The sequence below is a fragment of the Geodermatophilus pulveris genome (assembly GCF_900188375.1).
Taxonomy (GTDB): Bacteria; Actinomycetota; Actinomycetes; order Mycobacteriales; family Geodermatophilaceae; genus Geodermatophilus; species Geodermatophilus pulveris.
Genome location: NZ_FZOO01000001.1, coordinates 189,200 through 213,540, shown reverse-complemented (window position 1 = coordinate 213,540; position 24,341 = coordinate 189,200). Strand labels below are relative to the sequence as shown.

The window sequence follows — 24,341 nt, the reverse complement described above, 5'->3', positions numbered from 1 at the left end:
TCGCGGGGCCCGCTGGCGCGCATTTCGTGCACGCACCGCGCTCGGGACGCCATCCCGACCGCGACACGTGCACATCCCGTGCACCGACGCCGCGGATCAGCGCGGGGCGACCCCCGGGCTCACTCCCACTCGATGGTGCCCGGCGGCTTGCTCGTCACGTCGAGCACCACCCGGTTCACCTCGGCCACCTCGTTGGTGATGCGGGTGGAGATGCGGGCCAGCACGTCGTAGGGCAGCCGGTTCCAGTCGGCGGTCATCGCGTCCTCGCTGGACACCGGCCGCAGCACCACCGGGTGGCCGTAGGTGCGCCCGTCGCCCTGCACGCCGACCGAGCGGACGTCGGCCAGCAGCACCACCGGGCACTGCCAGATCTCCCGGTCCAGGCCGGCGGCGGTCAGCTCGGCGCGGGCGATGGCGTCGGCGCGGCGCAGCACGTCCAGCCGCTCCCGGGTCACCTCGCCGACGATCCGGATGCCCAGCCCGGGGCCCGGGAACGGCTGGCGCCACACCAGCGACTCGGGCAGGCCGAGCCGCAGGCCGACCTCGCGCACCTCGTCCTTGAACAGCGTGCGCAGCGGCTCGACGAGGGTGAAGGTGAGGTCCTCGGGCAGCCCGCCGACGTTGTGGTGGCTCTTGATGTTCGCCGTCCCGCTGCCGCCGCCGGACTCGACGACGTCGGGGTAGAGGGTGCCCTGCACGAGGAAGTCGACGGTCTCCCCGTGGGCCTGCGCGTCGTGGACGACGTCGAGGGCGGCCTGCTCGAAGACCCGGATGAACTCCCGGCCGATGACCTTGCGCTTCTGCTCCGGGTCGCTGATCCCGGCCAGCGCCGTGAGGAACTGCTCCCGGGCGTCGACCACCCGCAGGTCGGCGCCCGTGACGGCGACGAAGTCGCGTTCGATCTGCTCGGTCTCGCCCTCGCGCATCAGCCCGTGGTCGACGTAGACGCAGGTCAGCCGGTCACCGATGGCACGCTGCACCAGCGCCGCGGCGACCGCGGAGTCGACGCCGCCGGACAGCGCGCACAGCGCCCGCCGGTCGCCGACCTGCGCGCGGATCCGCTCGACCTGCTCGTCGACGACGTTGGCCATCGTCCAGGTCGGCTCCAGGCCGGCGATGTCGAACAGGAAGTGCTCGAGCACCGTCTGCCCGTGCGCGGTGTGCCGCACCTCGGGGTGGAACTGCACGCCGGCGAGCCTGCGGTCGACGTCCTCGAAGGCGGCGACCGGCGCCCCGGTGGAGGTGGCGGTGACGGTGAACCCCGGCGGGGCGGCGCTGACGGCGTCCCCGTGGCTCATCCACACCGACTGCTCGACCGGCAGCGCGCCGAACAGCCGGCCGGCGGTGGTGACCGTCAGCGGGGTGCCGCCGTACTCGCGGTCCCCGGTGCGGGCCACCGTGCCGCCGAGCGAGGCGGCCATCGCCTGGAAGCCGTAGCAGATGCCGAACGCCGGCACGCCGGACTCGAACAGCGCCGGGTCCACCTGCGGGGCGCCCTCGGCGTAGACGCTGGACGGCCCGCCGGACAGCACGATCGCCGCGGGTTTGCGGGCGACGACCTCCTCGGCGGGGACGTCGGAGGGCACGATCTCGGAGTAGACCCCGGCCTCGCGGATCCGCCGGGCGATCAGCTGGGCGTACTGCGCGCCGAAGTCGACGACGAGGACGGTCGGGGAGTCCATCAGCGCAGGTCGTCCTCGTGCGGGCCGCCGCCGACGACGAGGTCGACCCGCTGGAACTCCTTGAGGTCGCGGTAGCCGGTCTTGGCCATCGTGCGGGCCAGCGCGCCGAAGAGGTTGGTCCGCCCGTCGGCGGTCTGCGCCGGGCCGAGCAGCACCTGCCCCAGCGAGCCGGCCGGCGGCACCGGCGCCGACGCGCCGCCCCGGGGCAGCCGCGGGTGCGCGGCCACCGAGTCCCACCAGATGCCGCCGCCGGGCGCCTCCGCCGCGGCGCGCAGCGGCTCGCCGAGCTGGACGGCGTCGGCGCCGCAGGCCAGCGCGCGGGCGATGGCGCCGCTGGTCTCGATCCGCCCGTTGGCGATGACGTGCACGTACCGCCCGCCGGTCTCGTCCAGGTAGTCGCGGCGGGCCGCGGCGGCGTCGGCGATGGCGCTGGCCAGCGGCACCCGGATGCCCATGACGGCGTCCCCGGTGGAGAAGCTGTCGGCGCCCACGCCGACGACCACGCCGGCGGCGCCGGTCCGCATCAGGTGCAGCGCGGTCTGGTAGTTGGCCGCGCCGCCCACGATCACCGGCACGTCGAGGTCGGCGATGAACTCCTTGAGGTTGAGCGCGTCGCCGGAGCTGGTCACGTGCTCGGCGGAGACGATCGTGCCCTGGATGACCAGCAGGTCCACGCCCGCGGCGAGCACGGCCGGGGCCAGCTGCAGCGTGTGCTGCGGCGAGACGCGCACCGCCGTCGTCACGCCGGCGTCGCGCATCTCCTTGACCCGGACGGTGATCAGGTCGGGGTCGACCGGGCGGCAGTAGACGTCCTGCAGCAGGGCCACCGGCGGGGCGCCGTCCCCGGCGGCCTCGCGCAGCCGGCGGTACACCGGGTCCGGGTCGTCGTAGCGCGTCCACAGCCCCTCGGCGTTGAGCACGCCGAGGCCTCCGGCCTGGCCGACGGCGATCGCGGTCGCCGGGCTGACGACGGCGTCGCTGGGGCTGGTGACCAGCGGGATGTCGAAGCGGAAGGCGTCGATCTGCCAGGCGGTGGAGACGTCGTCGACGTCGCGGGTGCGCCGGGAGGGCACGATCGAGACCTCGTCGAGGTCGTAGCCGCGGCGGGCGAAGCGGTTGAGGCCGATCTCGACGGTGTCGCGTGCGCTCACGGTCAGCGCCCCCTGTAGTTCGGTGCTTCCACCGTCATCTGGATGTCGTGCGGGTGGCTCTCGACCAGGCCGGCCGAGGTGATCCGGGTCAGCCGGCCGCGCTCCTGGAGGTCGGCGATCGTCTGCGCCCCCGCGTAGCCCATCGAGGCGCGCAGCCCGCCGACGAGCTGGTGGGCCACGCCGGAGAGCGGGCCGCGGTAGGGCACCTGGCCCTCGATGCCCTCGGGGACGAGCTTGTCGTCGGAGAGGACGTCGTCGGCGAAGTACCGGTCCCGGCTGAAGGACTGGTTGCCGCGCTTCTGCATCGCGCCCATCGACCCCATGCCGCGGTAGGTCTTGTACTGCTTGCCGTTGACGAACACCAGCTCGCCCGGCGCCTCCTCGACGCCGGCGAACAGCCCGCCGATCATCACCGTGTCCGCGCCGGCGACCAGGGCCTTGGCGATGTCGCCGGAGTACTGCAGCCCGCCGTCGGCGATCACCGGGACACCGGCCGGCCGGGCGGCCAGCGCCGCCTCGTAGATGGCCGTGACCTGCGGGACGCCGACACCGGCGACCACGCGGGTGGTGCAGATCGAGCCCGGGCCGACGCCGACCTTGACCGCGTCCACCCCGGCGTCGACCAGGGCCTGCGCCCCGGCGCGGGTGGCCACGTTGCCGCCCACCACCTGGACGCCGAAGTCGGCCTTCACCCGCGCCACCATGTCCAGCACCGCGCGCTGGTGGCCGTGCGCGGTGTCGACGACGAGCACGTCCACGCCCGCGTCGACCAGCAGCCCGGCCCGCTTGTAGGCGTCGTCCCCCACGCCGAGGGCCGCACCCACGACCAGCCGGCCGTCGGCGTCCTTGGTGGCGTTCGGGTACTGGTCGCGCTTGACGAAGTCCTTGACCGTGATCAGCCCGCGCAGCCGCCCGGCGCGGTCCACCAGCGGCAGCTTCTCGATCTTGTTCCGGCGGAGCAGGCCCAGCGCGGTGTCGGCGTCCACGCCGACCGGGGCGGTGACCAGCGGCATCGGCGTCATGACGTCGCGGACCAGCACCGACTGGTCGTTCTCGAAGCGCATGTCGCGGTTGGTCACGATGCCCAGCAGGACGCCGTCGGCGTCGACCACCGGCGCGCCGGAGATGCGGTAGCGGGCCGACAGCGCGTCGACCTCGGCGAGGGTGTTGTCCGGCGAGCAGGTGACCGGGTTGGTCACCATGCCGGCCTCCGAGCGCTTGACCAGGTCGACCTGGCCGGCCTGCTCCTCGGCGGCGAGGTTGCGGTGCAGCACGCCCATGCCGCCGACCCGCGCCATCGCGATGGCCATGCGGGCCTCGGTGACGGTGTCCATCGCGCTGGACAGCAGCGGGACGGCCAACAGGATGCCGCGGGTCAGCCGGCTGCCGGTGTCCACCTCGGCGGGGACGACGTCGGACGCACCGGGGATGAGCAGGACGTCGTCGTAGGTCAGGCCGAGCGGCGCGAACTTCGCGGGCAGCTCGGGGACGGACTCATCGGGCTGCATCGGTCGCCGCCACCCTCCGGATCGGCCGGCACCCCTCCTGGGCGCGCGGGGGGCCTCCCCCCGATCCTAGGCGGCGCCCCTCGCGGCCTTCGTGCGATGCCCGTCCGGCCGATACCGTGACCCCTGTGAGTTCTTGGGACGACGCCTCCGGCTCCGCCGACCAGCCCGGTCCGCCGCCGCTGACGATGGAGGAGCGGGCCGGGGTCCTCGACGACCTGGCCGAGCTGGAGGTGTTCCGGACGCTGCTGGAGCCGACCGGCATCAAGGGCATCGTCGTCGACTGCCCGGACTGCGACGAGGAGCACCACGTCGACTGGGCGCTCATGCAGGCCAACCTCCGCCAGCTGCTCGAGGAGGGCCAGACCGGCCGGCACGAGCCGCCGTTCGACCCCGACCCCGACGACTACGTCAGCTGGGACTACGCCAGCGGCTACGCCGACGGCATCGCCGCGGTCGCCGACCGCGAGGAGCCCGGCGGCGAGGGCCGCGGCGGCCGGCACGCCCGCGACGACTAGGACACGGTCGGCCTTCCGGCCGACACCGCGGCCAGGGGGCGTCCCCGGCTGCCGCCGAACCGCTGGGTCACGCCTGCGCGGACCCTCCGGGGCCCACTCGGCGCGACGGACGCACGCACGAGAGGGCCTCCGCTGCGGTACGGCGGAGGCCCTCTCGTGGTGCGGTCCTGGCGGACCGTGCGTCAGGTCATCATGCCGCGGCGGAAGCCGGTGGCCACCGCCTCGGCGCGGTCCTTGGCGCCGAGCTTGCGGAACAGCCGTCGGGCGTGGGTCTTGATGGTGTCCTCGGAGAGGTAGAGCTCGCGGCCGATCTGGGCGTTGCTCTTGCCCTGGCTCATGCCGGTGAGCACCTGCATCTCGCGCATGGACAGGCTCACCGGGGCGGGCTCGCGCACCGTCGAGCGCACCGTGGTGGGCGCCGCACCGGTCAGCGGGCTGGCACCCCCCCAGGACGGGGTCGACGCGGCACCGACCGAGGCCAGCGGCACCGGCTGCGCCGGGACCGGCCCCGCGGGGCCGCGCCCGTCGACCCGCAGACCGACCCGGGACAGGCCCAGGCCCATCTCCAGGGCGGTGGCGTCCCAGCGCAGGTAGCCGCGGGCGCCGGCGGCGACCGCCGCCCGCACGGTCTCGCCGTCGTCGGGGGCGCCGAGGACCAGCACCGGCAGCCGCGGGTTGGCCCGCAGCGCCTGGGTGGCGACGGTCAGCCCGGTGTCCACGGCGCGCTGGGTGCCGATGAGCAGGACGTCGGGCTGGCGGGTGGCCAGCCGGGCCATCAGGGCGGCCGGGTCACCGACGACCTCCACCCGGCCGACGAACGGGAGTGCCACCAGCCGGCCCGCGATGTCGTCACGGACCCGCCGGCGCTCGTCGTAGACCCACACCGTCGTCGTCCCGTGGCCGGGTCCGCGCATCCTGTCGTCGATCACGCCTGCTCCTCGCTGCCTCGGCCAGGGCTGGCCGGGTCCCCCACCGCCCGGGTCCCCCGGCCGGGTGTCGCTCGGGCGCGCGCCCCGCCCGGGGCCCCGTCGCCACCCGGTCGGACCGGGTGCGAGCGGTGTCCCGTGGCGGTGTTCGGCACGGCCTGCAGCCACCTTGATCGACTACCGGGGGCCAGGACACCCGCTCTCACCCAGCGGAGGGAGGCCGGAGCCGCGAAAATGCGGGGTCACCGTGGGTTTGACCCGCGGAGGCCTCGGGCACCGGGCCCCATGCGACCGGACCGCCCCCTCCGGCTCGCATCGAGCCGAGGAGGACGAATGGCCGACATCCGCCGCCTGCCCACCCCCGTTGCCGAGGTGTGGGACTGGCAGCTGCACGGCGCGTGCCGCGGGGAGAGCACGGCTCTCTTCTTCCACCCGGACGGCGAGCGCGGCCCGGCTCGGGCCCGCCGCCAGGCGGCCGCCAAGGCGGTCTGCGGGCGGTGCCCGGTCCTCGAGTCCTGCCTGAAGCACGCGCTGTCGGTGCGGGAGCCCTACGGGGTCTGGGGTGGAATGAGCGAGGAGGAGCGGGCCCGGCTGATCGCCGCGGAGCCCGCGGCGGTCGCCGCCGGGGTGTGATCCGGGGCCACCCCTGCAGGGAGGCCGCACGACAGACGACGAGAGGGCTCGGTCCGTTCGGACCGGGCCCTCTCGTCGTCTGTCGTGCCGGACGCCGTCCGGGCTCACCGCGCAGGGTCCTGGCTCACCACCGGCGGTGAGCCAGGACCCGCGACGACCAGCTCAGCTGGTCATCGGTGCTCGGCCCCCTCAGTGGCTGTGGCCGTGGCCGTGGGAGTGGCCGTGGGTGTGGTGCCCGGCCCCGGCCGGCTCCTCCTGCGGCGCCTCGACGACCGCGGAGTCGGTGGTGAGCACCATCGCGGCGATCGACACGGCGTTGCCCAGCGCGGCCTTGGTGACCTTGACCGGGTCGATGACGCCCTGGGCGGCCAGGTCGCCGTACTCGCCGGTGGCGGCGTTGAAGCCCTGACCGGCACCGGCCTCGCGGACGCGGGCCACGACGACCCGCCCCTCGAAGCCGGCGTTCTCCGCGATGCGCACCAGCGGGGCGTCCAGCGCGCTGCGGACCACGCGGGCACCGGTCAGCTCGTCGCCGGAGAGGTCGAGGGCGTCCACGGCCGCGGCCGCGTGCACCAGCGCCGACCCGCCACCGGGGACGACGCCCTCCTCCACCGCGGCCCGGGTGGCGGCGATGGCGTCCTCGATGCGGTGCTTCTTCTCCTTCATCTCGACCTCGGTGGCCGCGCCGACGCGGATGACGCCGATGCCGCCGGCGAGCTTGGCCAGCCGCTCCTGCAGCTTCTCGCGGTCCCAGTCGGAGTCCGTCGCCTCGATCTCGCGGCGGATCTGCGCGACCCGGTCGCCGATGGCCTCCCGGGTGCCGCCGCCGTCGACGATCGTGGTGTCGTCCTTGGTGACGGTGACCCGGCGGGCGGTGCCGAGCACCTCCAGGCCGACCTGGTCGAGCTTGAGGCCGACGTCCTCGCTGACCACCTGACCGCCGGTGACGACGGCGAGGTCGGTCATGAAGGCCTTGCGGCGGTCGCCGAAGTAGGGCGACTTGACCGCGACGACCTTGATGGTCTTGCGGATGGAGTTGACGACGAGCGTGGACAGCGCCTCGCCCTCGACGTCCTCGGCCACGAGCAGCAGCGGGCGGCCGCCGGTGGACAGCACCTTCTCCAGCAGCGGGAGCAGGTCGGCCAGCGCGCCGACCTTGCCCTGCACCAGCAGCACGAGCGCGTCCTCGAGGACGGCCTCCATCGCCTCGGGGTCGGTGACGAAGTACGGCGACAGGTAGCCCTTGTCGAACTGCACGCCCTCGGTCACGTCGAGGTCGGTGGAGAGGGTGGTGGCCTCCTCGACGGTGATGACGCCGTCCTTGCCGACCTTCTCCATGGCCTGGCCGATCAGCCGGCCGACCTCGGCGTCCTGCGCGGAGACGGTCGCGACGCCGGCGATGGCGGCCTCGTCGGCGACCGGGATGGCGACCTCGTCGAGGGCCTTCGACACCGCGTCGGCGGCCGCGCGCATGCCGGCGCCCAGCGCGGTCGGGCTGGCGCCCGCGGCGACGTTGCGCATGCCCTCGTGCACCAGGGCCTGGGCCAGCACGGTGGCGGTGGTGGTGCCGTCGCCGGCGACGTCGTTGGTCTTGGTGGCCACGTTCTTGGCCAGCTGGGCGCCGAGGTCCTCGTAGGGGTCCTCGAGCTCGACCTCACGGGCGATGGTGACGCCGTCGTTGGTGATGGTCGGGGCGCCGAACTTCTTGTCGAGGACGACGTTGCGCCCGCGCGGGCCGAGGGTCACCTTGACCGCGTCGGCCAGCTTGTCCACGCCGCGCTCGAGCGAGCGGCGGGCGTCCTCGTTGAACTTGATGATCTTGGCCATGGGCCCTTCCGATCAGGTGTGGCACGGACGACGACCGCCCCGGGACCCGGTCAGTTCGGGTCGCCGGGGCGGTCTGGTGACGTGCGGGAACGGCCTCGTCCCGAGGCTCGTCCCGGGCGTGCGAGGGATGAGGAGGACGAGGTCCTGCTACTTCTCCACGACGGCGAGCAGGTCGCGGGCGGAGAGCACGAGGTACTCCTCGCCGGCGTACTTGACCTCGGTGCCGCCGTACTTGGAGTAGATGACCACGTCGCCGACGGAGACGTCGAGCGGGACGCGGTTGCCGTTGTCGTCGACGCGACCGGGGCCCACGGCCACGACCGTGCCCTCCTGCGGCTTCTCCTTGGCGGTGTCCGGGATGACCAGGCCGGAGGCGGTGGTGGTCTCGGCCTCGTTGGCCTGGACCACGACACGGTCCTCCAGCGGCTTGATGTTGACCTTGGTAGCGGTCGTCACGTCGGTGACGCCCCCTTCGGTGTCGGACGGCTGGTGGGTCGAGCTGCTGCTGTGGCACGGTGCCGGGGGTCTGCCGTCGCGGGGGTCAGACGCCTGGTGCCCGTGTCGGTTGGCACTCTACCTACGAGAGTGCCAGCCACTCAACCGGGGTCGCGAGCCCGTGGCCCCGCCGGTGCGCCACGCTGTCGGGGTGCCCGGTGAGGTCCCCCCCGACGCGATCGCCCAGGTCCGCTGGCTGCGGACCCCGGAGGGGACGGCGGCCCTCGCCCGGGCGGCCGCGCTGCTGGCCGAGGGCACCGACCTGCTGACCGGGCTCACCCGGCTGCGCGCCGAGGTCGGAGCCGGGCGGGCCGGCGCGGCCTGGGAGCTGGCCCGGCTGCGGGACCGCGCCCGGCCGGTGTTCGGTGCCGACGCCGACGTCCTGTTCCTCACCGCCGACACCCTCGAGCAGGCCGGCCGTCCCGCGCTGGCCGCCCGCCGGGCCGCCCGGCTGCTCGCCGACGGCACCGACTCCGCCGCCGACCTCGGCTGCGCGGCCGGCACCGACACCGTCGCGCTGGCCCGGGCCGGGGCGCGGGTGCTGGCCGTCGACCGCGACCCGCTGGCCCGGGAGCTGACCGCCGCCAACGCCGCGGCGCTCGGCGTGGACGACGACGTGTGGGTGGTCGCCGGCGACGTCGTGGACCTGGTGGACGCCGCCCGCGGCGGGGAGGTGGCCGGCTGCGCCGCCGCCGTCCTCGATCCCGCGCGCCGGGCCGGCGGGCGGCGCCGACTGGACCCCGACCGCTGGTCGCCGCCCTGGCCGACGGTGGCCGCGCTGCTGGACCGGGTGCCGCGCGCGGTGGTCAAGGTGGCCCCGGGGCTGGACCACGCCCGGGTGCCGGCCGGGGTCGAGGCGGAGTGGGTGTCCACCGGCGGGTCGATCGTCGAGGCGCTGCTCTGGGGCCGCGGGGTGTCGGCGGTGTGGCGGCGGGCCACCGTCGTCCGGGACGGCGCCGCGCACGAGCTGACCGCCGGCGCCGACCCGGGCCCCGCGCCGGCCGGACCGGTGCGCGGCTGGCTGCACGAGCCGGACCCGGCGGTCATCCGCTCGGGGCTGGTGTCGCTGGTCGCCGCCGACCTCGGCGCCACGCTGGTCGACCCGACGATCGCCTACCTGACCTCCGACACCGTCGCCGGCCCCCCGTGGGTGTCGTCGTACCGCGTCGACGAGGTGCTGCCGTTCAACCTCAAGAAGCTCAGGGCGCTGCTGCGGGCGCGCGACGTCGGCCGGGTGGTGGTCAAGAAGCGCGGCTCGGCGATCGAGCCGGAGACCCTCGCCCGGCAGCTGCGCGGCCCGGGTGCGGGGACGGCGACCGTCGTCGTCACCCGGGTGGCCGGCGTCCCCACCGCGCTGGTGTGCGACGTCAGCTGAGGGCGACGACGTCGATCGGCAGGGAGCTGTCGGCGCCGACGTCCGGGGCCGACGGCGCCACCCCCGCCTCGACCAGCCGCGAGCCCAGCGCGGCCACCATCGCCCCGTTGTCGGTGCACAGCCGCGGGCTGGGCACCCGCAGCACGATCCCGGCGGCGGCGCAGCGCTCCTCGGCCAGCGCGCGCAGCCGCGAGTTGGCCGCCACCCCGCCGCCCAGCACCAGGTGGTCGACGCCGGCGTCGCGGCAGGCCCGCACCGCCTTGCGGGTCAGCACGTCGGCCACCGCCTCCTGGAAGGACGCCGCGACGTCGGCCACCGGCACCGGCTCCCCCGCCCGCTGCCGGGCCTCCACCCAGCGGGCGACGGCGGTCTTCAGGCCGGAGAAGGAGAAGTCGTACGGGGCGTCGCGGGGCCCGGTGAGCCCGCGGGGGAACTCGATCGCCGCCGGGTCGCCCTCCCGCGCCGCCCGGTCGATCGGCGGGCCGCCGGGGAAGGGCAGGCCGAGCACGCGGGCGACCTTGTCGAAGGCCTCCCCCGCCGCGTCGTCGATGGTGCGGCCCAGCGACCGCACCTCGCGGGCCAGGTCGGGCACCAGCAGCAGCGAGCTGTGCCCGCCGGAGACCAGCAGCGCCATCGACGGCTCGGCCAGCCTGCCGTGCTGCAGCTCGTCGACGGCGACGTGCGCGGCCAGGTGGTTGACGCCGTACAGCGGCACGTCCAGGGCGAGCGCGTAGGCCTTGGCCGCGGCCAGCCCCACCAGCAGCGCGCCGGTGAGCCCGGGCCCCGCGGTCACGGCGACCGCGTCGACGTCGGCGGCGCGCACCCCGGCCTCGGCCAGCGCGCGGTGCACGGTCGGCACCATCGCCTCCAGGTGCGCCCGCGAGGCGATCTCCGGCACCACCCCGCCGAAGCGCTCGTGCTCGGCCACCGAGGTGGCCAGCGCGTCGGACAGCAGCGTGCGGCCCCGCACGAGGCCGACGCCGGTCTCGTCGCAGGAGGTCTCGAACCCCAGCACCAGTGGTCCCCCACCCACCCGGTCAGCCACGCCGCACCTCCCGCCGCATCACCACGGCGTCCGCGCCGCTGGGCTGGTAGTAGCGCGGGCGCCGGCCGACCTCGGTGAACCCGCGGCGCCGGTACAGCCCCTGGGCCAGCTCGTTGTCCGCGCGCACCTCCAGCAGCACCACCGGGCTGCGCCGGTCGGCCTCGGCGAGCAGCGCGTCGAGCAGCGTGGCGCCGATCCCCTCGCCCTGGCGGCCGGCGGCGACGCCGATGGTGGCCACGTGCGCCTCGTCGTCGTAGGCGATCAGCCCGGCGTAGCCGACGACGGTCTCGCCGGCCCCCGCGTCGGTGTCCACGGCGACCAGGTAGTGCCGGGTCTCGGTGCGGGCCAGCTCGTCGCGGTACATGGCGCGGGTCCAGGTGTCCGGGGCGAACAGCTGGTCCTCCAGCTCGAGCACCGCGTCCAGGTCGGCCGGCCGCATGGGCCGCAGGCGGGCGGTCACGCGGTGGTCACCGGCTTGAAGGACGCCGGCGGGACGGCGTCCGGGCGGCGCAGGTACAGCGGCACCAGCGGCCCGGCCGACGACGGGTCGGCCAGCTGGGGCGCCGCGGCCCGCAGCAGTCCCGCCGTCGTCACCTCCGCCGGGGTCACCTCGACGCCGAGCCGCTCGGCGAACCGGGCGTCGCCCACCACCGGGCCGGCCGGCGCCAGCTCCTCCGGGCGCGCCACCCCCGGCCCGGCGGACCGCGCGCCGTCGGGGCCGTAGGCGGCCCAGTAGACCTCCCTGCGGCGGGCGTCGGTGACCACCGTGCGGGCGCCGGAACCCACCGCGTCGAGGGAGCACACGCCGACCGCGGGCAGCCCGCGGGCGTCGGCCAGCGCCGCGGCGGTGACCACCCCCACCCGCAGCCCGGTGAACGGGCCGGGGCCCAGGCCGGTGACGACGGCGGCGACGGCGGACAGCCCCACCCCGGCGTCCCGCAGCACCTCGGTGACCGCGCCGGTCAGCAGCTCCGCGTGCCGGGTGCCCGAGGGCAGCGCGCGCTCGGCGAGCACCTCCGCGCCGCCCGGCGACCACCGCGCCAGGCCGGCGACCAGGGTCGGCGTGGCGGTGTCGAGGGCGAGGACGAGCACGGGTGACCAGGGTAGTGCCCAGCGCGGGCCGGGCTCGACGACCGTCTCCGGGGCGGCCGGTCGGGCATGCTCACCGGACCGACCCCTCGAAGCGGAGGAGACGCATGACCGCCACCCTGCTCCTCGTCCACGGCGCCTGGCACGGGTCCTGGTGCTGGGGCCCCCTCCGGGACGCGCTCGGCGGCGACGTCGACGTGCGCACCGTCGACCTGCCGAGCGTGGGGGACGACCCGGCGGCCCTCGGTGACCTGGCGGCCGACGCGGCGACGGTGCGCGCCGCGCTCGACGGGCTCGACGGGCCGGTCGTCGTCCTCGGCCACTCCTACGGCGGGGCGGTGGTCACCGAGGCGGTCACCGCCGGCAGCGGCGTCGCGCACCTGGTGTACCTCTGCGCCTTCCAGCTCGACGCCGGTGACTCGCTGCTGGGCGCCGTGGGCGGGCAGGAGCCGCCGTGGTGGGAGGACGTCCAGGGCACCGCGGTCCGGGCCGCCACGCCGGAACAGGTCTTCTACAACGGCGTCTCCCCCGAGCTGACCCGCGACGCGGTGTCCCGGCTGGGCCTGCAGTCGCGGGCCTCCCTGGAGCAGCCGCTCACCGACGCCGCCTGGCGGGCGGTGCCGAGCACCTACGTCGTCTGCGAGCAGGACCAGGCCATCCCGGTGCCCGCCCAGGAGGCGATGTCCTCGCGGGCCGGGGACGTGCTGCGCCTGCCGGCCGGGCACTCGCCGTTCCTGTCCCACCCGGCCGAGCTGGCCGCGCTGCTGCGGCCGGTCCTCGACCGGGCCGGCTGAGCGGCCGCTCACCCGTCCAGCCGGGACGCCCAGCCGGCGCCGTGCGGCACCAGCACCGCGGTGCGGACGTCGTCCTCGCGCCGGTCCAGCCGCACCTCCAGGTGCTCGTCGGCCAGCTGCTCCACCAGCCCCTGGCCCCACTCGACGACGGTGACGGAGTCGGCGACCGTCACGTCGAGGTCCAGGTCGTCGACGTCGGCGACCCCGCCCAGCCGGTAGGCGTCGACGTGCACCAGCGGCACCCGGCCGCCGCGGTGCACGCGGGCGATGACGAACGTCGGCGAGGTGACCGGCTCGCGCACCCCCAGCGCCTCCCCGAGGCCCTGGGTCAGCGCGGTCTTGCCGGCGCCCAGCGGGCCGACCAGCACGACGAGGTCGCCGGCGCGCACCAGCCCGGCCAGCACGGCGCCCAGCGCCCGGGTGTCGGCCGGGGTGGGCAGCAGGTGCTCCCGCCTCACGGGAGGGCGGCCGCGACCGCGGTGAGATCGGCCAGCAGCCCGGCGCGCGGGGCCCCGGCCGGGCCGAACCGGATCGCCGCCGACGGGTGGTAGGTGGCCCACACGGCGCGGCCGTCGACGTCGTGCGCCCGGCCGCGGGCGGTCGCCAGCACCGTGCGCGGGCCGAGGAACCACTTCGCCGCGGACAGCCCGAGGGCGACCACGACCGGCGGGTCCAGCAGCTCCAGCTGGCGGCGCAGCCAGCCGCTGCAGCGGGCCACCTCCGGGGCCCTCGGCGTCCGGTTGCCCGGGGGCCGGCACTTGACCACGTTGAGGACGGCGGCCTGCGCCCGGTCGAGCCCGGCCTCGGCGAGCAGCTGGTCGAGCAGCTGGCCGGACCTCCCCACGAACGGCCGGCCGGTCTGGTCCTCGGTCGCCCCGGGCGCCTCGCCGACGAGGGCGAACCGGGGGCGGTGGCCGGCCGGGGCCTCGCCCACCACCACCTGCTGCCGGGTGGCGGCCAGCTCGGGGCAGGCCACGCACGGGCGGGCGGCCGCGGCCAGGGCGTCCCAGTCCGGCGCGGCGGCCGCGACGCCGGCGACCCCGTCGGCGGCGGCGTCCGGCCGGGGCGGCCGGGTCACGGCTCCACCGCGGTGGGCAGGTCGGCGACCACCCGGCGCAGCAGCGCCGACAGCGCGGCCGTCACCTCGTCGTGCTTCTCCAGCAGCACCATGTGCCCGGCCCCGGGGACCACGACGTGCTCGACCCCCGGCCGCTCGGCCCCGCCGAGCAGCTCGACGATCGCCTCGCTGTGCCCCGGGGGGATCAGCGTGTCGGCGTCCCCGGTGAGGACCAGCACCGGCACCCGGCCCAGCGGCTCCAGGGACGCGCTCTCGTCCAGGCCGGCGAGCGCCGGGTAGAACTCCGCGATCACGTCGACCGGCGTGCCGGCGATCATCGAGTCGACGTAGCGGCCGAGCGCCGGGTCCACGTCCCGGGAGGCGAACGACAGCGACCAGGTGACCTGCGAGACGAGGTCGGCGGCCAGCCGGCGGGTGCGCTCGGCCAGGCCCGGACGGCGGCGCATGGCGAACGCCGCGATCGGCACCACCGCCCCCCGCAGCCGGGTGAGCACCTGCGGCAGGCCGAGGTCGATGTCGGCGAGGTTGCCGCTCGAGGTGCTCAGCAGCGCCGCTCCCACGATCCGGGCGCCGAACAGCTCCGGGCGCTGCGCGGCCAGCGCCATGACCGTCATGCCGCCCATGGAGTGCCCGACCAGCACCACCGGCCCGGACGGCGCCCGGGCCCGCAGCACCGCGTCCAGGTCGCGGCCCAGCTGGCGCATCGTGGAGTGCTCGGCCGGGCCGCGGCCGGAGCCGCCGTGGCCGCGCTGGTCGTAGAACACCAGCCGCGCCGTCGGGCGGGCGCCGTTGGCGGTGGCCAGGGCGGCGCCCAGCGCGCGCCGCTGGAAGGTCCAGGAGGCCATCGACAGCGAGTAGCCGTGGCAGAAGACGACGGTCAGCGGGGCGTCGGGCGGGCCGACCTCCTCGACGGCCAGCAGCACGCCGTCGTCCGCGGCGACCAGCGCCGTCCGGTCGGCCCGCCGCGACCGCGGGCCGAGCGGGTCGTCCTCGCGCAGCTCGGCGTCCGAGGCCCCCGGCGGCAGCCCGGCCGCGGAGCCCACCCGCTCGGCGCCCACCCGGCGCGCCGCGGCCCGGCTGACCGCGATGCCGACGGCGGTGCCGGCGGCGGCCAGGCCGAGGGCGGCGCCGAGGACACCCGCGCGGTGGTGCGGCAGGCGCTTGGGGGCGGCCATCAGACGGCCCCCGCCGAACCGACGTACCGGCGGGCGAACCGGCCTCCGACGCGGGTGACCAGCTCGTAGTGGATGGTGTCGACCGCGTCGGCCCAGTCCTGCGCGGTCGGCTCGCCGCGGTCACCGGGCCCCCAGAGCACGACCTCGTCGCCGGCGCGCACGTCGGCGTCCCCGACGTCGAGCACGAACTGGTCCATGCACACCCGCCCGGCGATGGTGCGCCGCGCCCCGGCGGCCAGCACCGGGGCCCGGTTCCCGGCGGCGCGCGGCACGCCGTCGGCGTAGCCGACCGGCACGAGGAGCAGCGTGGTCCCGGTGCGCGGGCTGTAGGTGTGGCCGTAGGAGACGCCGGCTCCCGCGGGCACCCGCTTGGTCAGCGCGGCGGTGGCCCGCACGGTCATCGCCGGGCGCAGCCCGTGGTCGGCGGGGTCCCCGCCGAGGGGGTCCAGCCCGTAGACGGCGATCCCCGGGCGGACCACGTCGTACCAGGTGTCCGGCAGCGCGATGGTCGCCGCGGAGTTGGCCAGGTGCCGGCGCGCCCCGGTCAGCCCGGCCGCCCGCGCGAGCGCCACGGCCTCCTCGAAGGCCCGCACCTGCGCGCCGATCGTCGGGTGGGTCGGGGCGTCGGCGTAGGCCAGGTGGCTCCACAGCCCCACGACGTCCACCCCGCCGTCGGCCTGTGCCCGCGCCGCGGCGGCGACCAGGTCCGGCCAGTCCGCCGCTGGGGCGCCCTCGCGGGACAGGCCGGAGTCGGCGCACAGGTGCACGCGCGCGGTGCGGCCGGTCGCGCGGGCGGCCTCGACGACCTCGGCCAGCGCCCAGCCGGCGTTGACCGACACCTCGACGTCCGCGGCCAGCGCGGCGGCGTAGTCGGTGCCGGGGGCGTGCAGCCAGGCCAGCACCGGGGCGGTGACGCCGGCCGCGCGCAGTGCCAGGGCCTCCTCCAGCACCGCCACCCCGAGCGCGTCGGCCCCCCCGGCCAGCGCGGCGCGCGCGGCGGGGACCAGGCCGTGGCCGTACCCGTCGGCCTTCACCACCGCCATGAGCGGTCGGCCGACGCGCGTGCGCAGGGCGGCGGTGTTGGCGGCGATGGCGTCGAGGTCGACGACCACCTCCGCGCGGGGTCCGTTCGTCACGCCCCCGAGTCTCCCAGCCGCCCGGCCGGCGCCCGACGCAGCCGGTGCAGGGCGGCCGGCAGCCGCCGCATCAGGTCGCCGGCCACCAGCGGCCCCTCCTCGGCGGCCAGCTGCCCGGCCCGGCCGTGCACGTGGGCGGCGACCGCGGCCGCCTCGTCGGCGGGCAGCCCGGTGGCCAGCAGCGCGCCGAGGATGCCGGACAGCACGTCGCCGGTGCCGGCGGTGGCCATCCACGGGGTGCCGGTGCCGTTGACGTGGGCGGTGCCCCCGGGCGCGGCGACGACGGTCGCGTCGCCCTTGAGCAGCACGACGGCCCCCAGGTCGGCGGCCAGCCGGCGGGCCGCGCCGACCCGGTCGTCGCCGACCTCCTCGCCGAAGCGGGCGTACTCCCGGTCGTGCGGGGTGAGGACGGTGGGCGCCGACCGGCCGCGGACCAGCTCCGGCTCCCGCGCGGCCAGGGTCAGCGCGTCGGCGTCCAGCAGCACCGGCAGGTCGGTGGCGAGCACCTCGGCCAGCACGGCGCGGGCGTCGTCGTCCGTGCCGATGCCGGGTCCGACGGCCCAGGCCTGGACCCGCCCGGCGTCGGCCGGCCGGCCCTCGGTGACGATCACCTCGGGCCAGGCGGCCCGCACGCCGGTGGCCGCCGTCCCGGCGTAGCGGACCAGGCCCGGCCGGGTGCGCAGCGCCGCGCCGGTGCACAGGACGGCGGCGCCGGGGTAGGTGGCCGAGCCGGCGACGACGCCGACCACGCCCTGCGTGTACTTGTCGTCACCGGTGTGCGGCAGCCGGATGCGGGCGGCGACGTCGGCGTCGGTCAGCTGCCAGGCGTCCGGGGCCGGCAGGTCCAGCCCGATGTCGACCAGGTGCACCTCGCCGGCACACCCCCGGCCCGCGCCGACGACCAGGCCGGTCGTGACCGCGCCGAAGGTGACCGTGTGCTGGGCGGGGAACGCCGCCCCGGGGACCGCCCCGGTGGTCGCGTCCACCCCGCTGGGGACGTCGACGGCGACCATCAGCCCGGGCCCGGTGGCGGCCCGCTCGACCAGGGCGGCGGCCGGTGCCCGCAGGCCCCCGCGGCCGCCGATGCCGACGATCCCGTCGAGGACGAGGTCGGCGCGCTCCAGGCCGGTGGGGCCGCCGGGGCCGGTGACCCGCCCGCCGGCGGCCCGCAGCGCGGCCAGCCCGGCGGGGTGCACCCGCTCCGGGTCGAGCAGGACGGCGGTCACCCGGGCGCCGCGGCGGGCCAGGTGCGCGCCGGCGAACAGCGCGTCGCCGCCGTTGTTGCCGGCGCCGACCAGGGCGGTGACCCGCGTGCCGTGCGCGCGGCCGAGCAGCCGCAGGCAGACCGTGGCCAGGCCGGTGGCGGCGCGCTGCATGAGCGTGCCCTCGGGGGTGGCGGCGAGCAGCGGCTCCTCGGCGGCCCGCACCTGCCCGGCGGTGTAGAGACCCCTCACCCCGCCTCCCCGCCGCTCACCGGCGCCTGCCCCGGGCCCTCGGCGACCACCACGGCCGAGGCGATGCCGCCGTCGTGGCTCAGCGAGAGGTGCCAGGAGGTGACCCCGAGGTGCGCCGCCCGCCCGGCCACGGTGCCGCGGACCTCCAGGTGCGGCCGGCCGTGGTCGCCGACGCAGACCTCCGCGTCGTGCCAGTGCAGGTCGCCGGGGGCGCCGAGCGCCTTGGCGACGGCCTCCTTGGCGGCGAAGCGGGCGGCCAGCGACTCCCCGCTGCGCGGCGCGCCCCGCGGCGTGCGCTGCTCGGCGGCGGTGAACAGCCGGTCGCGCAGGCCCGGTGTGCGGGTCAGGGACTCGGCGAACCGGTCCACCGGCACCACGTCGATCCCGACCCCGATGATCACCTGGCGAGTGTAGGGAACGGCCCCTCCGCAGGGCCCCGCCGCGAGCGGAGCGAGTCGTGGCCGGGCGGAGGGGTCCTCCTGCTATTCGACGGTGACGCTCTTGGCCAGGTTGCGCGGCTGGTCGACGTCGTAGCCGCGGGTGTCGGCGATCTCGCAGGCCAGCACCTGCAGCGGCACGGTGGTGACCACCGGCGCCATGAGCGTGGGCGTGCGGGGCACCCGGATCACGTGGTCGGCGTAGGGGACGACGTCCTCGTCGCCCTCCTCGGCGATCACGATGGTGCGCGCCCCGCGGGCCCGGACCTCCTGGATGTTGGAGACCACCTTGCCGTGCACCGACTCCCGCGCCCGCGGGGACGGGACGACGACGACGACCGGCGTGCCCTGGTCGATCAGCGCGATCGGCCCGTGCTTGAGCTCGCCCGCGGCGAAGCCCTCGGCGTGGATGTAAGCGAGCTCCTTGAGCTTCAGCGCGCCCTCGAGGGCCACCGGGAAGGCGACGTGCCGGCCGAGGAACAGGATGGTGCCGGCGCCGGCCAGGGAGCGGCCGAGCTCGCGGACCGGCTCCATCCGGGTGAGCACCTCGGCGACCGCCTCGGGCAGCCGGCGCAGGTCGTCGACGATCGTGGCCACCTCGTCGGCGTACTTGATGCCGCGCACCTGGGCGAGGAACAGCCCGACCAGGTAGCAGGCGATCAGCTGGGTGAGGAAGCCCTTGGTCGAGGCGACGGCGACCTCCGGCCCGGCGTGGGTGTACAGGACGGCGTCGGACTCCCGCGGGATTGTCGAGCCGTTGGCGTTGCAGATCGCCAGCACGCGGGCCTTCTGCTCCTTGGCGTGCCGCAGCGCCATGAGGGTGTCCATCGTCTCGCCGGACTGGCTGATGACGACGACCAGCGTGGAGCGGTCCAGCACCGGGTCGCGGTAGCGGAACTCGCTGGCGACCTCGACCTCGACGGGGATGCGCGTCCAGTGCTCGATGGCGTACTTGGCGATCAGCCCGGCGTGGTAGGCGGTGCCGCAGGCGACGACGAACACCTTGTCGATGTCGCGCAGGTCCTGGTCGGACAGCCGCACCTCGTCGAGGACCAGCTCGCCGCCCTGGCCGATGCGGCCGAGCAGGGTGTCGGCGACCGCCCGCGGCTGCTCCGCGATCTCCTTGAGCATGAACCAGTCGTAGCCGCCCTTCTCGGCGGCCTCGGCGTCCCAGTCGACGGTGTAGGCGTGCGGCTCGACGGCGGTGCCCGCGAAGTCGGTGACGGTCAGCCCGCGGTGCCGGTCGATCTCGACGACCTGGTCCTGGCCGAGCTCGCGGGCCTCCCGGGTGTGCGCGATGAACGCGGCGACGTCGGAGCCGAGGAAGTACTCGGGGGTGCCGTCCGCCGCCTCACCGACGCCCACGACCAGCGGGCTGTTGCGCCGGGAGGCGACCAGGGTGTCCGGCTCGTCGGCGTGCGAGGCGACCAGGGTGAAGGCGCCCTCCAGCCGGCGGCTCACCGTGCGCATCGCCTCGGCCAGTCGTCCGGGCCCCGGCGGCGTCTCGTCGTAGACCCGCGCGAGCAGGTGGGCGGCGACCTCGGTGTCGGTCTCGGAGGTGAACTCCACGCCGGCGGCCTCGCACTCGGCGCGCAGGGCGGCGAAGTTCTCGATGATCCCGTTGTGGATCACCGCGACCCGGCCGTCGGCGGACACGTGCGGGTGCGCGTTGCGGTCGGTCGGCCCGCCGTGGGTGGCCCACCGGGTGTGCCCGATGCCGATCGTCGACTCCGGCAGCGGGGAGTCCGCCAGGTCCTTCTCCAGGTTGGCGAGCTTCCCGGCCTTCTTCGCCGTGGCCTGCCCGCCGCCGGCGAGGACGGCCACCCCCGCGGAGTCATAGCCCCGGTACTCCAGCCGGCGCAGGCCCTCCAGGACGACGTCCAGGGCGTTCTGTGGACCGACGTATCCCACGATGCCGCACATTCGCCCGAGGTTACCGGCGGGACCGGACCCCTCCGTCCCGCCTCGCCACAACGGATGAGCCACCCGCCCGGGCGCACCACTCCGGTCACACCGGCACCGCCCGTGCCGGTCGGGCGCGGGTAGCGTCCGCCGGGACGGCGGGGAGGGGGTCCGGTGCGGCTGCTGGTGCTGGGTGGCGGCGGGTTCCTCGGCTTCCACGCGGTGGCCGCGGCGCTGGCCGCCGGCGCGGAGGTGAGCGTCCTCAGCCGGTCCGGGCGCACCCCCCACGACGGCGTCGAGGTGCTGCGCGGGGACCGCACCGGCGACCTCGGCGTGCTGCGCGGCCGGGAGTGGGACGCCGTCCTCGACACCTTCACCGACACCGGGCCCGGCGCCCCCGCGGTGCGCGCGACGGCGGAGCTCCTGTCCGGGTCGGTCGGCGTGTACGGCTACGTGTCCGGGATGAGCGTCTACGCCCCGGAGGGTCCCGACGTGCCCGACGAGCGCGCGCCGGTCCGGGCGGCCGGGGTCCAGCCGGACGACGACCCGCTGCAGGAGCGGTCGCTGGCCAAGCTGGCCGCCGAGCGGGCGGTGCGCGAGGGCTTCGACGGTCCCGCGCTGTTCCCCCGGGTGGGCATCATGGTCGGCCCGCGCGACCCGTCGCACCGCTTCACCTACTGGCCGCTGCGGCTGTCCCGGGCGCTCACCGGGGAGCGCCCGCGCACCGTGCTGGCGCCCGGGGACCCCGACCGCCCGGTGCAGTACAGCGACGCCCGGGACGTCGCCGGCTGGATCGTGGCCGCGCTGGCCGCCGGGCGGGGCGGGGTCCTCAACACCGTCGGCCCGGGCCGGGCGGAGCCGCTGCGGGAGGTGCTGGCCGCGTGCCTGCGCGCGGCCGGCGGGGCGCCCGGCGACGTCGGGTTCACCTGGGTGGGCGAGGACCTGCTGCGCGCCCGGCTGGCCGACGTCGAGGAGGAGTCGCGGCCGCTGTGGTACCCCGAGGACCAGATCCCCCAGTCGGCGGTCGACTCCTCCGCCGCGCTCGCCGCCGGCCTGGTCTTCCGCCCGGCCGAGGACACCGCCCGCGACACGCTCCGCTGGGCGCGGGCGGATGCGGCCGGCGAGGGGCTGGACACCCCCGAGGCGGCCCGGCGGGAACAGGCACTCCTGGCCGAGTGGGCGCGGGTGGCCGGAGGTCGCCGAGAGCGCTAGTCGACGGCGGCGACGACCGCGGCCAGGCGCTGGGCGATCGCGTCGGCGTGCTCCTGGGTGGGCGCCTCGACCATCACCCGCACCAGCTGCTCGGTGCCCGAGGGGCGCAGCAGCACCCGGCCGTCGGCCCCGAGCTCGGCCTCGCACCGGTTGACCGCCGCCGCGACCTCGTCGCTCGCCGACACCGCCATCCGGTCGCGCACCGGCACGTTGACCAGCGTCTGCGGCAGCCGGTGCACCACCGAGGCCAGCTCGGCCAGGGACACCCCGGTCTCGGCCATCCGGGACAGCAGCGCCAGCCCGGTGAGCAGCCCGTCGCCCGTGGTGGCGTGGTCGAGGAACACCAGGTGCCCGCTCTGCTCGCCGCCCAGGCTCAGCCCGTGCGCCCGCAGCGCCTCCAGCACGTACCGGTCCCCGACCGCGGTGGTGTGCACCGCGATCCCGGCGGCACGCATCGTGTGGTGGAAGCCCAGGTTGCTCATCACCGTCGCGACGACGGTGTCACCGGCGAGCCGGCCGTGCTCGTGCAGGCCGAGCGCACAGACGGCGAGGATCGCGTCGCCGTCGATGACGTCGCCGGCCGCGGTGACCGCCAGGCAGCGGTCGGCGTCCCCGTCGTGGGCGATGCCCAGGTCGGCGCCGTGCGCGCGGACGGCCTCGGTGAGCGGGCCGAGGTGCGTGGAGCCGATGCCGTCGTTGATGTTCCAGCCGTCGGGGTCGCCGCCGATCACGTGCACGGTGGCACCGGCCCGCCGGTAGACCTCCGGGGCGCACACGGCAGCCGAGCCGTGCGCGCAGTCCACGACGAGGGTGAGGCCGGACAGCGGCCGGCCGACCGTCGACAGCAGGTGCTCGACGTAGACCGGGCCGGCGTCGGTGAGGTCGGAGACCCGGCCCACCCCTGCGCCGGTGGGCCGGGGGCCGTCGGTCTGGCCGGCGGTCACGGCCTGCTCGATGGCGGCCTCGACCGCGTCGGGCAGCTTGTGCCCGCCGCGGCTGAACAGCTTGATGCCGTTGTCCGGCATCGGGTTGTGGCTGGCGGAGATCATCACGCCGAGGTCGGCGCCGGTGTGCGCGGTGAGCTGCGCGATCGCCGGGGTGGGCAGCACCCCGGCCCGCAGCACCTGCGCGCCGGCGCTGGCGAGGCCCGCCACGACGGCGGCCTCGAGCATCTCGCCGCTGGCGCGGGGGTCACGGCCGACGACCGCGACGGGACGCTGGGTCCCGTCGCGGTCGGCGAGCACGCCGGCGGCAGCACGTGCCACCGAGAGGGCCAGCTCCGGCGTGAGGTCGGCGTTGGCCCGACCCCGGACGCCGTCGGTCCCGAAGAGGCGACCCACGGGCGTACCGGTCAGCGCTTCGAGTACTGGGGCGCCTTGCGGGCCTTCTTGAGCCCGTACTTCTTGCGCTCGGTGACGCGGGGGTCCCGGGTCAGGAAGCCGGCCTTCTTCAGGGCCGGGCGGTCGTCGGCCTCGACGGCGATGAGCGCGCGGGCGATCGCCAGGCGCAGCGCGCCGGCCTGGCCGCTGACGCCGCCACCCCGGAGGATGCCGACGACGTCGTACTGCTCGGTCCGCTCGACGGTCACGAACGGCTCACGGATGAGCTGCTGGTGCACCTTGTTCGGGAAGTACTCCTCGATGGTGCGGCCGTTGAGCCGGAACTGGCCGGTGCCCGGCAGCAGGCGCACGCGGACGATGGCCTCCTTGCGCCGGCCGACGGTCTGCACCGGACGCCCCTCGGCGTCGGTCACGGTGAGGGCGGTCGTCACTGGGCCACCTGCTTGATCTCGTAGGTCTGGGGCTGCTGGGCGGCGTGCGGGTGCTCGGGGCCCGCGTACACCTTCAGCTTCTTGAGCATCTGACGGCCCAGGCTGTTGTGCGGGAGCATGCCCTTGACCGCGCGCTCGACGACGCGGTCGGGGTGGGTGCGCAGCTGGTCGCCGACGTTGATCCGCTTGAGGCCGCCCGGGTAGCCGGAGTGGCGGTAGGCGATCTTCTCGTCCCGCTTGGAGCCGGTGAGGGCCACCTGCCCGGCGTTGACGATGACGACGAAGTCGCCGACGTCGACGTGCGGGGCGTACTGGGGCTTGTGCTTGCCGCGGAGCAGGATCGCGGTCTGGCTGGCGAGTCGACCGAGCACCACGTCGGTGGCGTCGATGACGTGCCACGCCCGGCTGATGTCGCCGGGCTTGGGGGTGTACGTGCGCACGGCGCTCGTGTCCTCCGTCGTCGTCGGGGCGGCTGGTGGATCGCCTCACCGAGCACGGGAGACGGGACCGGCGCGCGGGCACCAGCCGGCTCCGCACACCAGCGGCCGACGATACCAGCCGGCCGGCGGGGGCCTCCGGCCCGCGGTCAGTCCGGGACGACGACCTCGCGGAGCAGCCCGGTGTCCACGTCGTAGACGGTGCCCCGGACGTCGCGGGAGAGCAGGTACGGGCAGGCGCGCAGCTGCCGGACGGACTCCCGGACGTCCTCCTCGACGTCGGCGAACGCCTGCACCGGCCAGTCCGGCCGCGCGCCGGTGGCCTGCTCCACCCGGTCGAGCAGCGCGGCCTCGTCGGCCCCCTCCATCCCGCAGCGGGTGTGGTGCACCAGCACGACCTCGCGGGTGCCGAGCACGTGCTGGGAGACGGTGACGGAGCGCAGCGTGTCCTGGGTGACGACGCCGCCGGCGTTGCGGATGACGTGGGCGTCGCCGGGCTGCAGGCCCAGGATGCGGAACACGTCCATGCGCGCGTCCATGCACGCCACGACGGCGACCGCGCGGGCCGGCGGCGCCGGCAGCCCCCCGGGCGCCTGCGCCGCGTACTGCGCGTTCGCCTCCAGCATGCGGTCCAGCTCGGCCACGGCTCCCCCCTCGTCCGGCTGGCCCGACCCTAGCGACGGACCCGGTGCCCCGGGG

General features: G+C 76.3%; 25 protein-coding genes. 5 read left to right on the top strand and 20 right to left on the bottom strand.

From position 1 onward, the window contains the following. Positions 1-119 precede the first annotated feature (119 nt). Genes guaA through guaB form a run of 3 tightly spaced genes read right to left on the bottom strand, consistent with a single transcriptional unit; the run spans position 120 to position 4,341 of the window. Entirely contained in the window at positions 120-1,682 is a 1,563-nt protein-coding gene (guaA, locus tag CHB98_RS01160; protein ID WP_089303771.1) for a glutamine-hydrolyzing GMP synthase, read from the bottom strand. Continuing rightward, positions 1,682-2,833 (bottom strand): GuaB3 family IMP dehydrogenase-related protein, encoded by a 1,152-nt coding sequence (locus tag CHB98_RS01155; RefSeq protein WP_089303770.1) that lies wholly within the window; start codon positions 2,831-2,833, stop codon positions 1,682-1,684. The genes guaA and CHB98_RS01155 overlap by 1 nt, the downstream gene beginning before the upstream one ends. A gap of 2 nt (positions 2,834-2,835) precedes the next feature. Continuing rightward, positions 2,836-4,341 carry an IMP dehydrogenase gene (guaB, locus tag CHB98_RS01150; RefSeq protein WP_089303769.1) on the bottom strand — a complete coding sequence of 502 codons (1,506 nt, stop codon included), beginning with the start codon at positions 4,339-4,341 and terminating at the stop codon, positions 2,836-2,838. A 125-nt stretch (positions 4,342-4,466) separates the two neighbouring features. Here guaB and CHB98_RS01145 point away from each other — a divergent pair, with 125 nt between their 5' ends. Then, complete coding sequence (locus tag CHB98_RS01145; RefSeq protein WP_089303768.1) at positions 4,467-4,856, top strand: DUF5319 family protein; 390 nt, start codon at positions 4,467-4,469, stop codon at positions 4,854-4,856. 182 nt (positions 4,857-5,038) lie between these two features. Here CHB98_RS01145 and CHB98_RS01140 read toward each other — a convergent pair whose 3' ends face one another. Beyond that, the gene (locus tag CHB98_RS01140; protein ID WP_089303767.1) at positions 5,039-5,785 is read right to left on the bottom strand and encodes a response regulator transcription factor; all 747 of its coding nucleotides are present in this window, start codon (positions 5,783-5,785) and stop codon (positions 5,039-5,041) included. Between the two features lie 330 nt (positions 5,786-6,115). Here CHB98_RS01140 and CHB98_RS01135 point away from each other — a divergent pair, with 330 nt between their 5' ends. Then, positions 6,116-6,415: a WhiB family transcriptional regulator gene (locus CHB98_RS01135; protein WP_089303766.1), complete on the top strand. Its 300-nt coding sequence runs from the start codon at positions 6,116-6,118 to the stop codon at positions 6,413-6,415. Positions 6,416-6,604: 189 nt separating this feature from the next. Here the strand turns inward: CHB98_RS01135 and groL are convergent, their stop codons facing one another. Next, positions 6,605-8,242, bottom strand: coding sequence for a chaperonin GroEL (gene groL, locus CHB98_RS01130; protein WP_089303765.1), 1,638 nt, complete (start codon positions 8,240-8,242; stop codon positions 6,605-6,607). 147 nt (positions 8,243-8,389) lie between these two features. Beyond that, positions 8,390-8,698: a co-chaperone GroES gene (gene groES, locus CHB98_RS01125; RefSeq protein ID WP_089303764.1), complete on the bottom strand. Its 309-nt coding sequence runs from the start codon at positions 8,696-8,698 to the stop codon at positions 8,390-8,392. Between the two features lie 190 nt (positions 8,699-8,888). Between groES and CHB98_RS01120 the strand changes: the two genes are divergently transcribed. Then, positions 8,889-10,112, top strand: a complete 1,224-nt coding sequence (locus tag CHB98_RS01120) for a class I SAM-dependent methyltransferase (RefSeq protein WP_089304185.1) — start codon at positions 8,889-8,891, stop codon at positions 10,110-10,112. Here CHB98_RS01120 and tsaD read toward each other — a convergent pair. Genes tsaD through tsaB form a run of 3 tightly spaced genes read right to left on the bottom strand, consistent with a single transcriptional unit; the run spans position 10,105 to position 12,249 of the window. Next, positions 10,105-11,157 carry a tRNA (adenosine(37)-N6)-threonylcarbamoyltransferase complex transferase subunit TsaD gene (gene tsaD, locus CHB98_RS01115; RefSeq protein WP_245820842.1) on the bottom strand — a complete coding sequence of 351 codons (1,053 nt, stop codon included), beginning with the start codon at positions 11,155-11,157 and terminating at the stop codon, positions 10,105-10,107. The two genes, CHB98_RS01120 and tsaD, sit on opposite strands and share 8 nt — an antisense overlap. Continuing rightward, positions 11,150-11,617 carry a ribosomal protein S18-alanine N-acetyltransferase gene (rimI, locus tag CHB98_RS01110; protein WP_245820841.1) on the bottom strand — a complete coding sequence of 156 codons (468 nt, stop codon included), beginning with the start codon at positions 11,615-11,617 and terminating at the stop codon, positions 11,150-11,152. Before rimI ends, tsaD begins: the two co-directional genes overlap by 8 nt. Next, positions 11,614-12,249, bottom strand: a complete 636-nt coding sequence (gene tsaB, locus CHB98_RS01105) for a tRNA (adenosine(37)-N6)-threonylcarbamoyltransferase complex dimerization subunit type 1 TsaB (protein ID WP_089303763.1) — start codon at positions 12,247-12,249, stop codon at positions 11,614-11,616. Before tsaB ends, rimI begins: the two co-directional genes overlap by 4 nt. Positions 12,250-12,353: 104 nt before the next feature. Here tsaB and CHB98_RS01100 point away from each other — a divergent pair, with 104 nt between their 5' ends. After that, complete coding sequence (locus CHB98_RS01100; protein ID WP_089303762.1) at positions 12,354-13,040, top strand: alpha/beta fold hydrolase; 687 nt, start codon at positions 12,354-12,356, stop codon at positions 13,038-13,040. 8 nt (positions 13,041-13,048) lie between these two features. Here the strand turns inward: CHB98_RS01100 and tsaE are convergent, their stop codons facing one another. The 7 genes from tsaE to glmS form a co-directional block, all read right to left on the bottom strand. After that, positions 13,049-13,498, bottom strand: a complete 450-nt coding sequence (gene tsaE, locus CHB98_RS01095; protein ID WP_089303761.1) for a tRNA (adenosine(37)-N6)-threonylcarbamoyltransferase complex ATPase subunit type 1 TsaE — start codon at positions 13,496-13,498, stop codon at positions 13,049-13,051. Continuing rightward, positions 13,495-14,118 (bottom strand): uracil-DNA glycosylase, encoded by a 624-nt coding sequence (locus CHB98_RS01090; protein WP_089303760.1) that lies wholly within the window; start codon positions 14,116-14,118, stop codon positions 13,495-13,497. The genes tsaE and CHB98_RS01090 overlap by 4 nt, the downstream gene beginning before the upstream one ends. Then, entirely contained in the window at positions 14,115-15,293 is a 1,179-nt protein-coding gene (locus CHB98_RS01085; protein ID WP_089303759.1) for an alpha/beta fold hydrolase, read from the bottom strand. Before CHB98_RS01085 ends, CHB98_RS01090 begins: the two co-directional genes overlap by 4 nt. Beyond that, entirely contained in the window at positions 15,293-16,429 is a 1,137-nt protein-coding gene (gene alr, locus CHB98_RS01080) for an alanine racemase (protein ID WP_089303758.1), read from the bottom strand. Before alr ends, CHB98_RS01085 begins: the two co-directional genes overlap by 1 nt. Continuing rightward, entirely contained in the window at positions 16,426-17,883 is a 1,458-nt protein-coding gene (locus CHB98_RS01075; RefSeq protein WP_089303757.1) for an NAD(P)H-hydrate dehydratase, read from the bottom strand. Before CHB98_RS01075 ends, alr begins: the two co-directional genes overlap by 4 nt. Further along, positions 17,880-18,284, bottom strand: coding sequence for a holo-ACP synthase (locus CHB98_RS01070; RefSeq protein ID WP_089303756.1), 405 nt, complete (start codon positions 18,282-18,284; stop codon positions 17,880-17,882). Before CHB98_RS01070 ends, CHB98_RS01075 begins: the two co-directional genes overlap by 4 nt. 81 nt (positions 18,285-18,365) lie before the next feature. Then, positions 18,366-20,243, bottom strand: coding sequence for a glutamine--fructose-6-phosphate transaminase (isomerizing) (gene glmS, locus CHB98_RS01065; RefSeq protein ID WP_089303755.1), 1,878 nt, complete (start codon positions 20,241-20,243; stop codon positions 18,366-18,368). A 153-nt stretch (positions 20,244-20,396) separates the two neighbouring features. On the opposite strand from glmS, the gene CHB98_RS01060 reads away from it, so the two are divergent. Beyond that, complete coding sequence (locus CHB98_RS01060) at positions 20,397-21,434, top strand: Rossmann-fold NAD(P)-binding domain-containing protein (RefSeq protein WP_089303754.1); 1,038 nt, start codon at positions 20,397-20,399, stop codon at positions 21,432-21,434. On the opposite strand, the gene glmM is transcribed toward CHB98_RS01060, so the two are convergent. The 4 genes from glmM to CHB98_RS01040 all read right to left on the bottom strand — a co-directional run bounded on the left by glmM (position 21,431) and on the right by CHB98_RS01040 (position 24,286). Continuing rightward, the gene (glmM, locus tag CHB98_RS01055) at positions 21,431-22,774 is read right to left on the bottom strand and encodes a phosphoglucosamine mutase (protein WP_089303753.1); all 1,344 of its coding nucleotides are present in this window, start codon (positions 22,772-22,774) and stop codon (positions 21,431-21,433) included. The genes CHB98_RS01060 and glmM overlap by 4 nt on opposite strands. An 11-nt stretch (positions 22,775-22,785) precedes the next feature. Further along, complete coding sequence (rpsI, locus tag CHB98_RS01050) at positions 22,786-23,205, bottom strand: 30S ribosomal protein S9 (protein WP_089303752.1); 420 nt, start codon at positions 23,203-23,205, stop codon at positions 22,786-22,788. Continuing rightward, a complete protein-coding gene (gene rplM, locus CHB98_RS01045; RefSeq protein ID WP_089303751.1) occupies positions 23,202-23,645 on the bottom strand; it encodes a 50S ribosomal protein L13 in 444 nt (147 codons plus the stop codon). Before rplM ends, rpsI begins: the two co-directional genes overlap by 4 nt. Positions 23,646-23,791: 146 nt before the next feature. Then, a complete protein-coding gene (locus CHB98_RS01040; RefSeq protein WP_218822205.1) occupies positions 23,792-24,286 on the bottom strand; it encodes a beta-class carbonic anhydrase in 495 nt (164 codons plus the stop codon). Positions 24,287-24,341 lie beyond the last annotated feature (55 nt).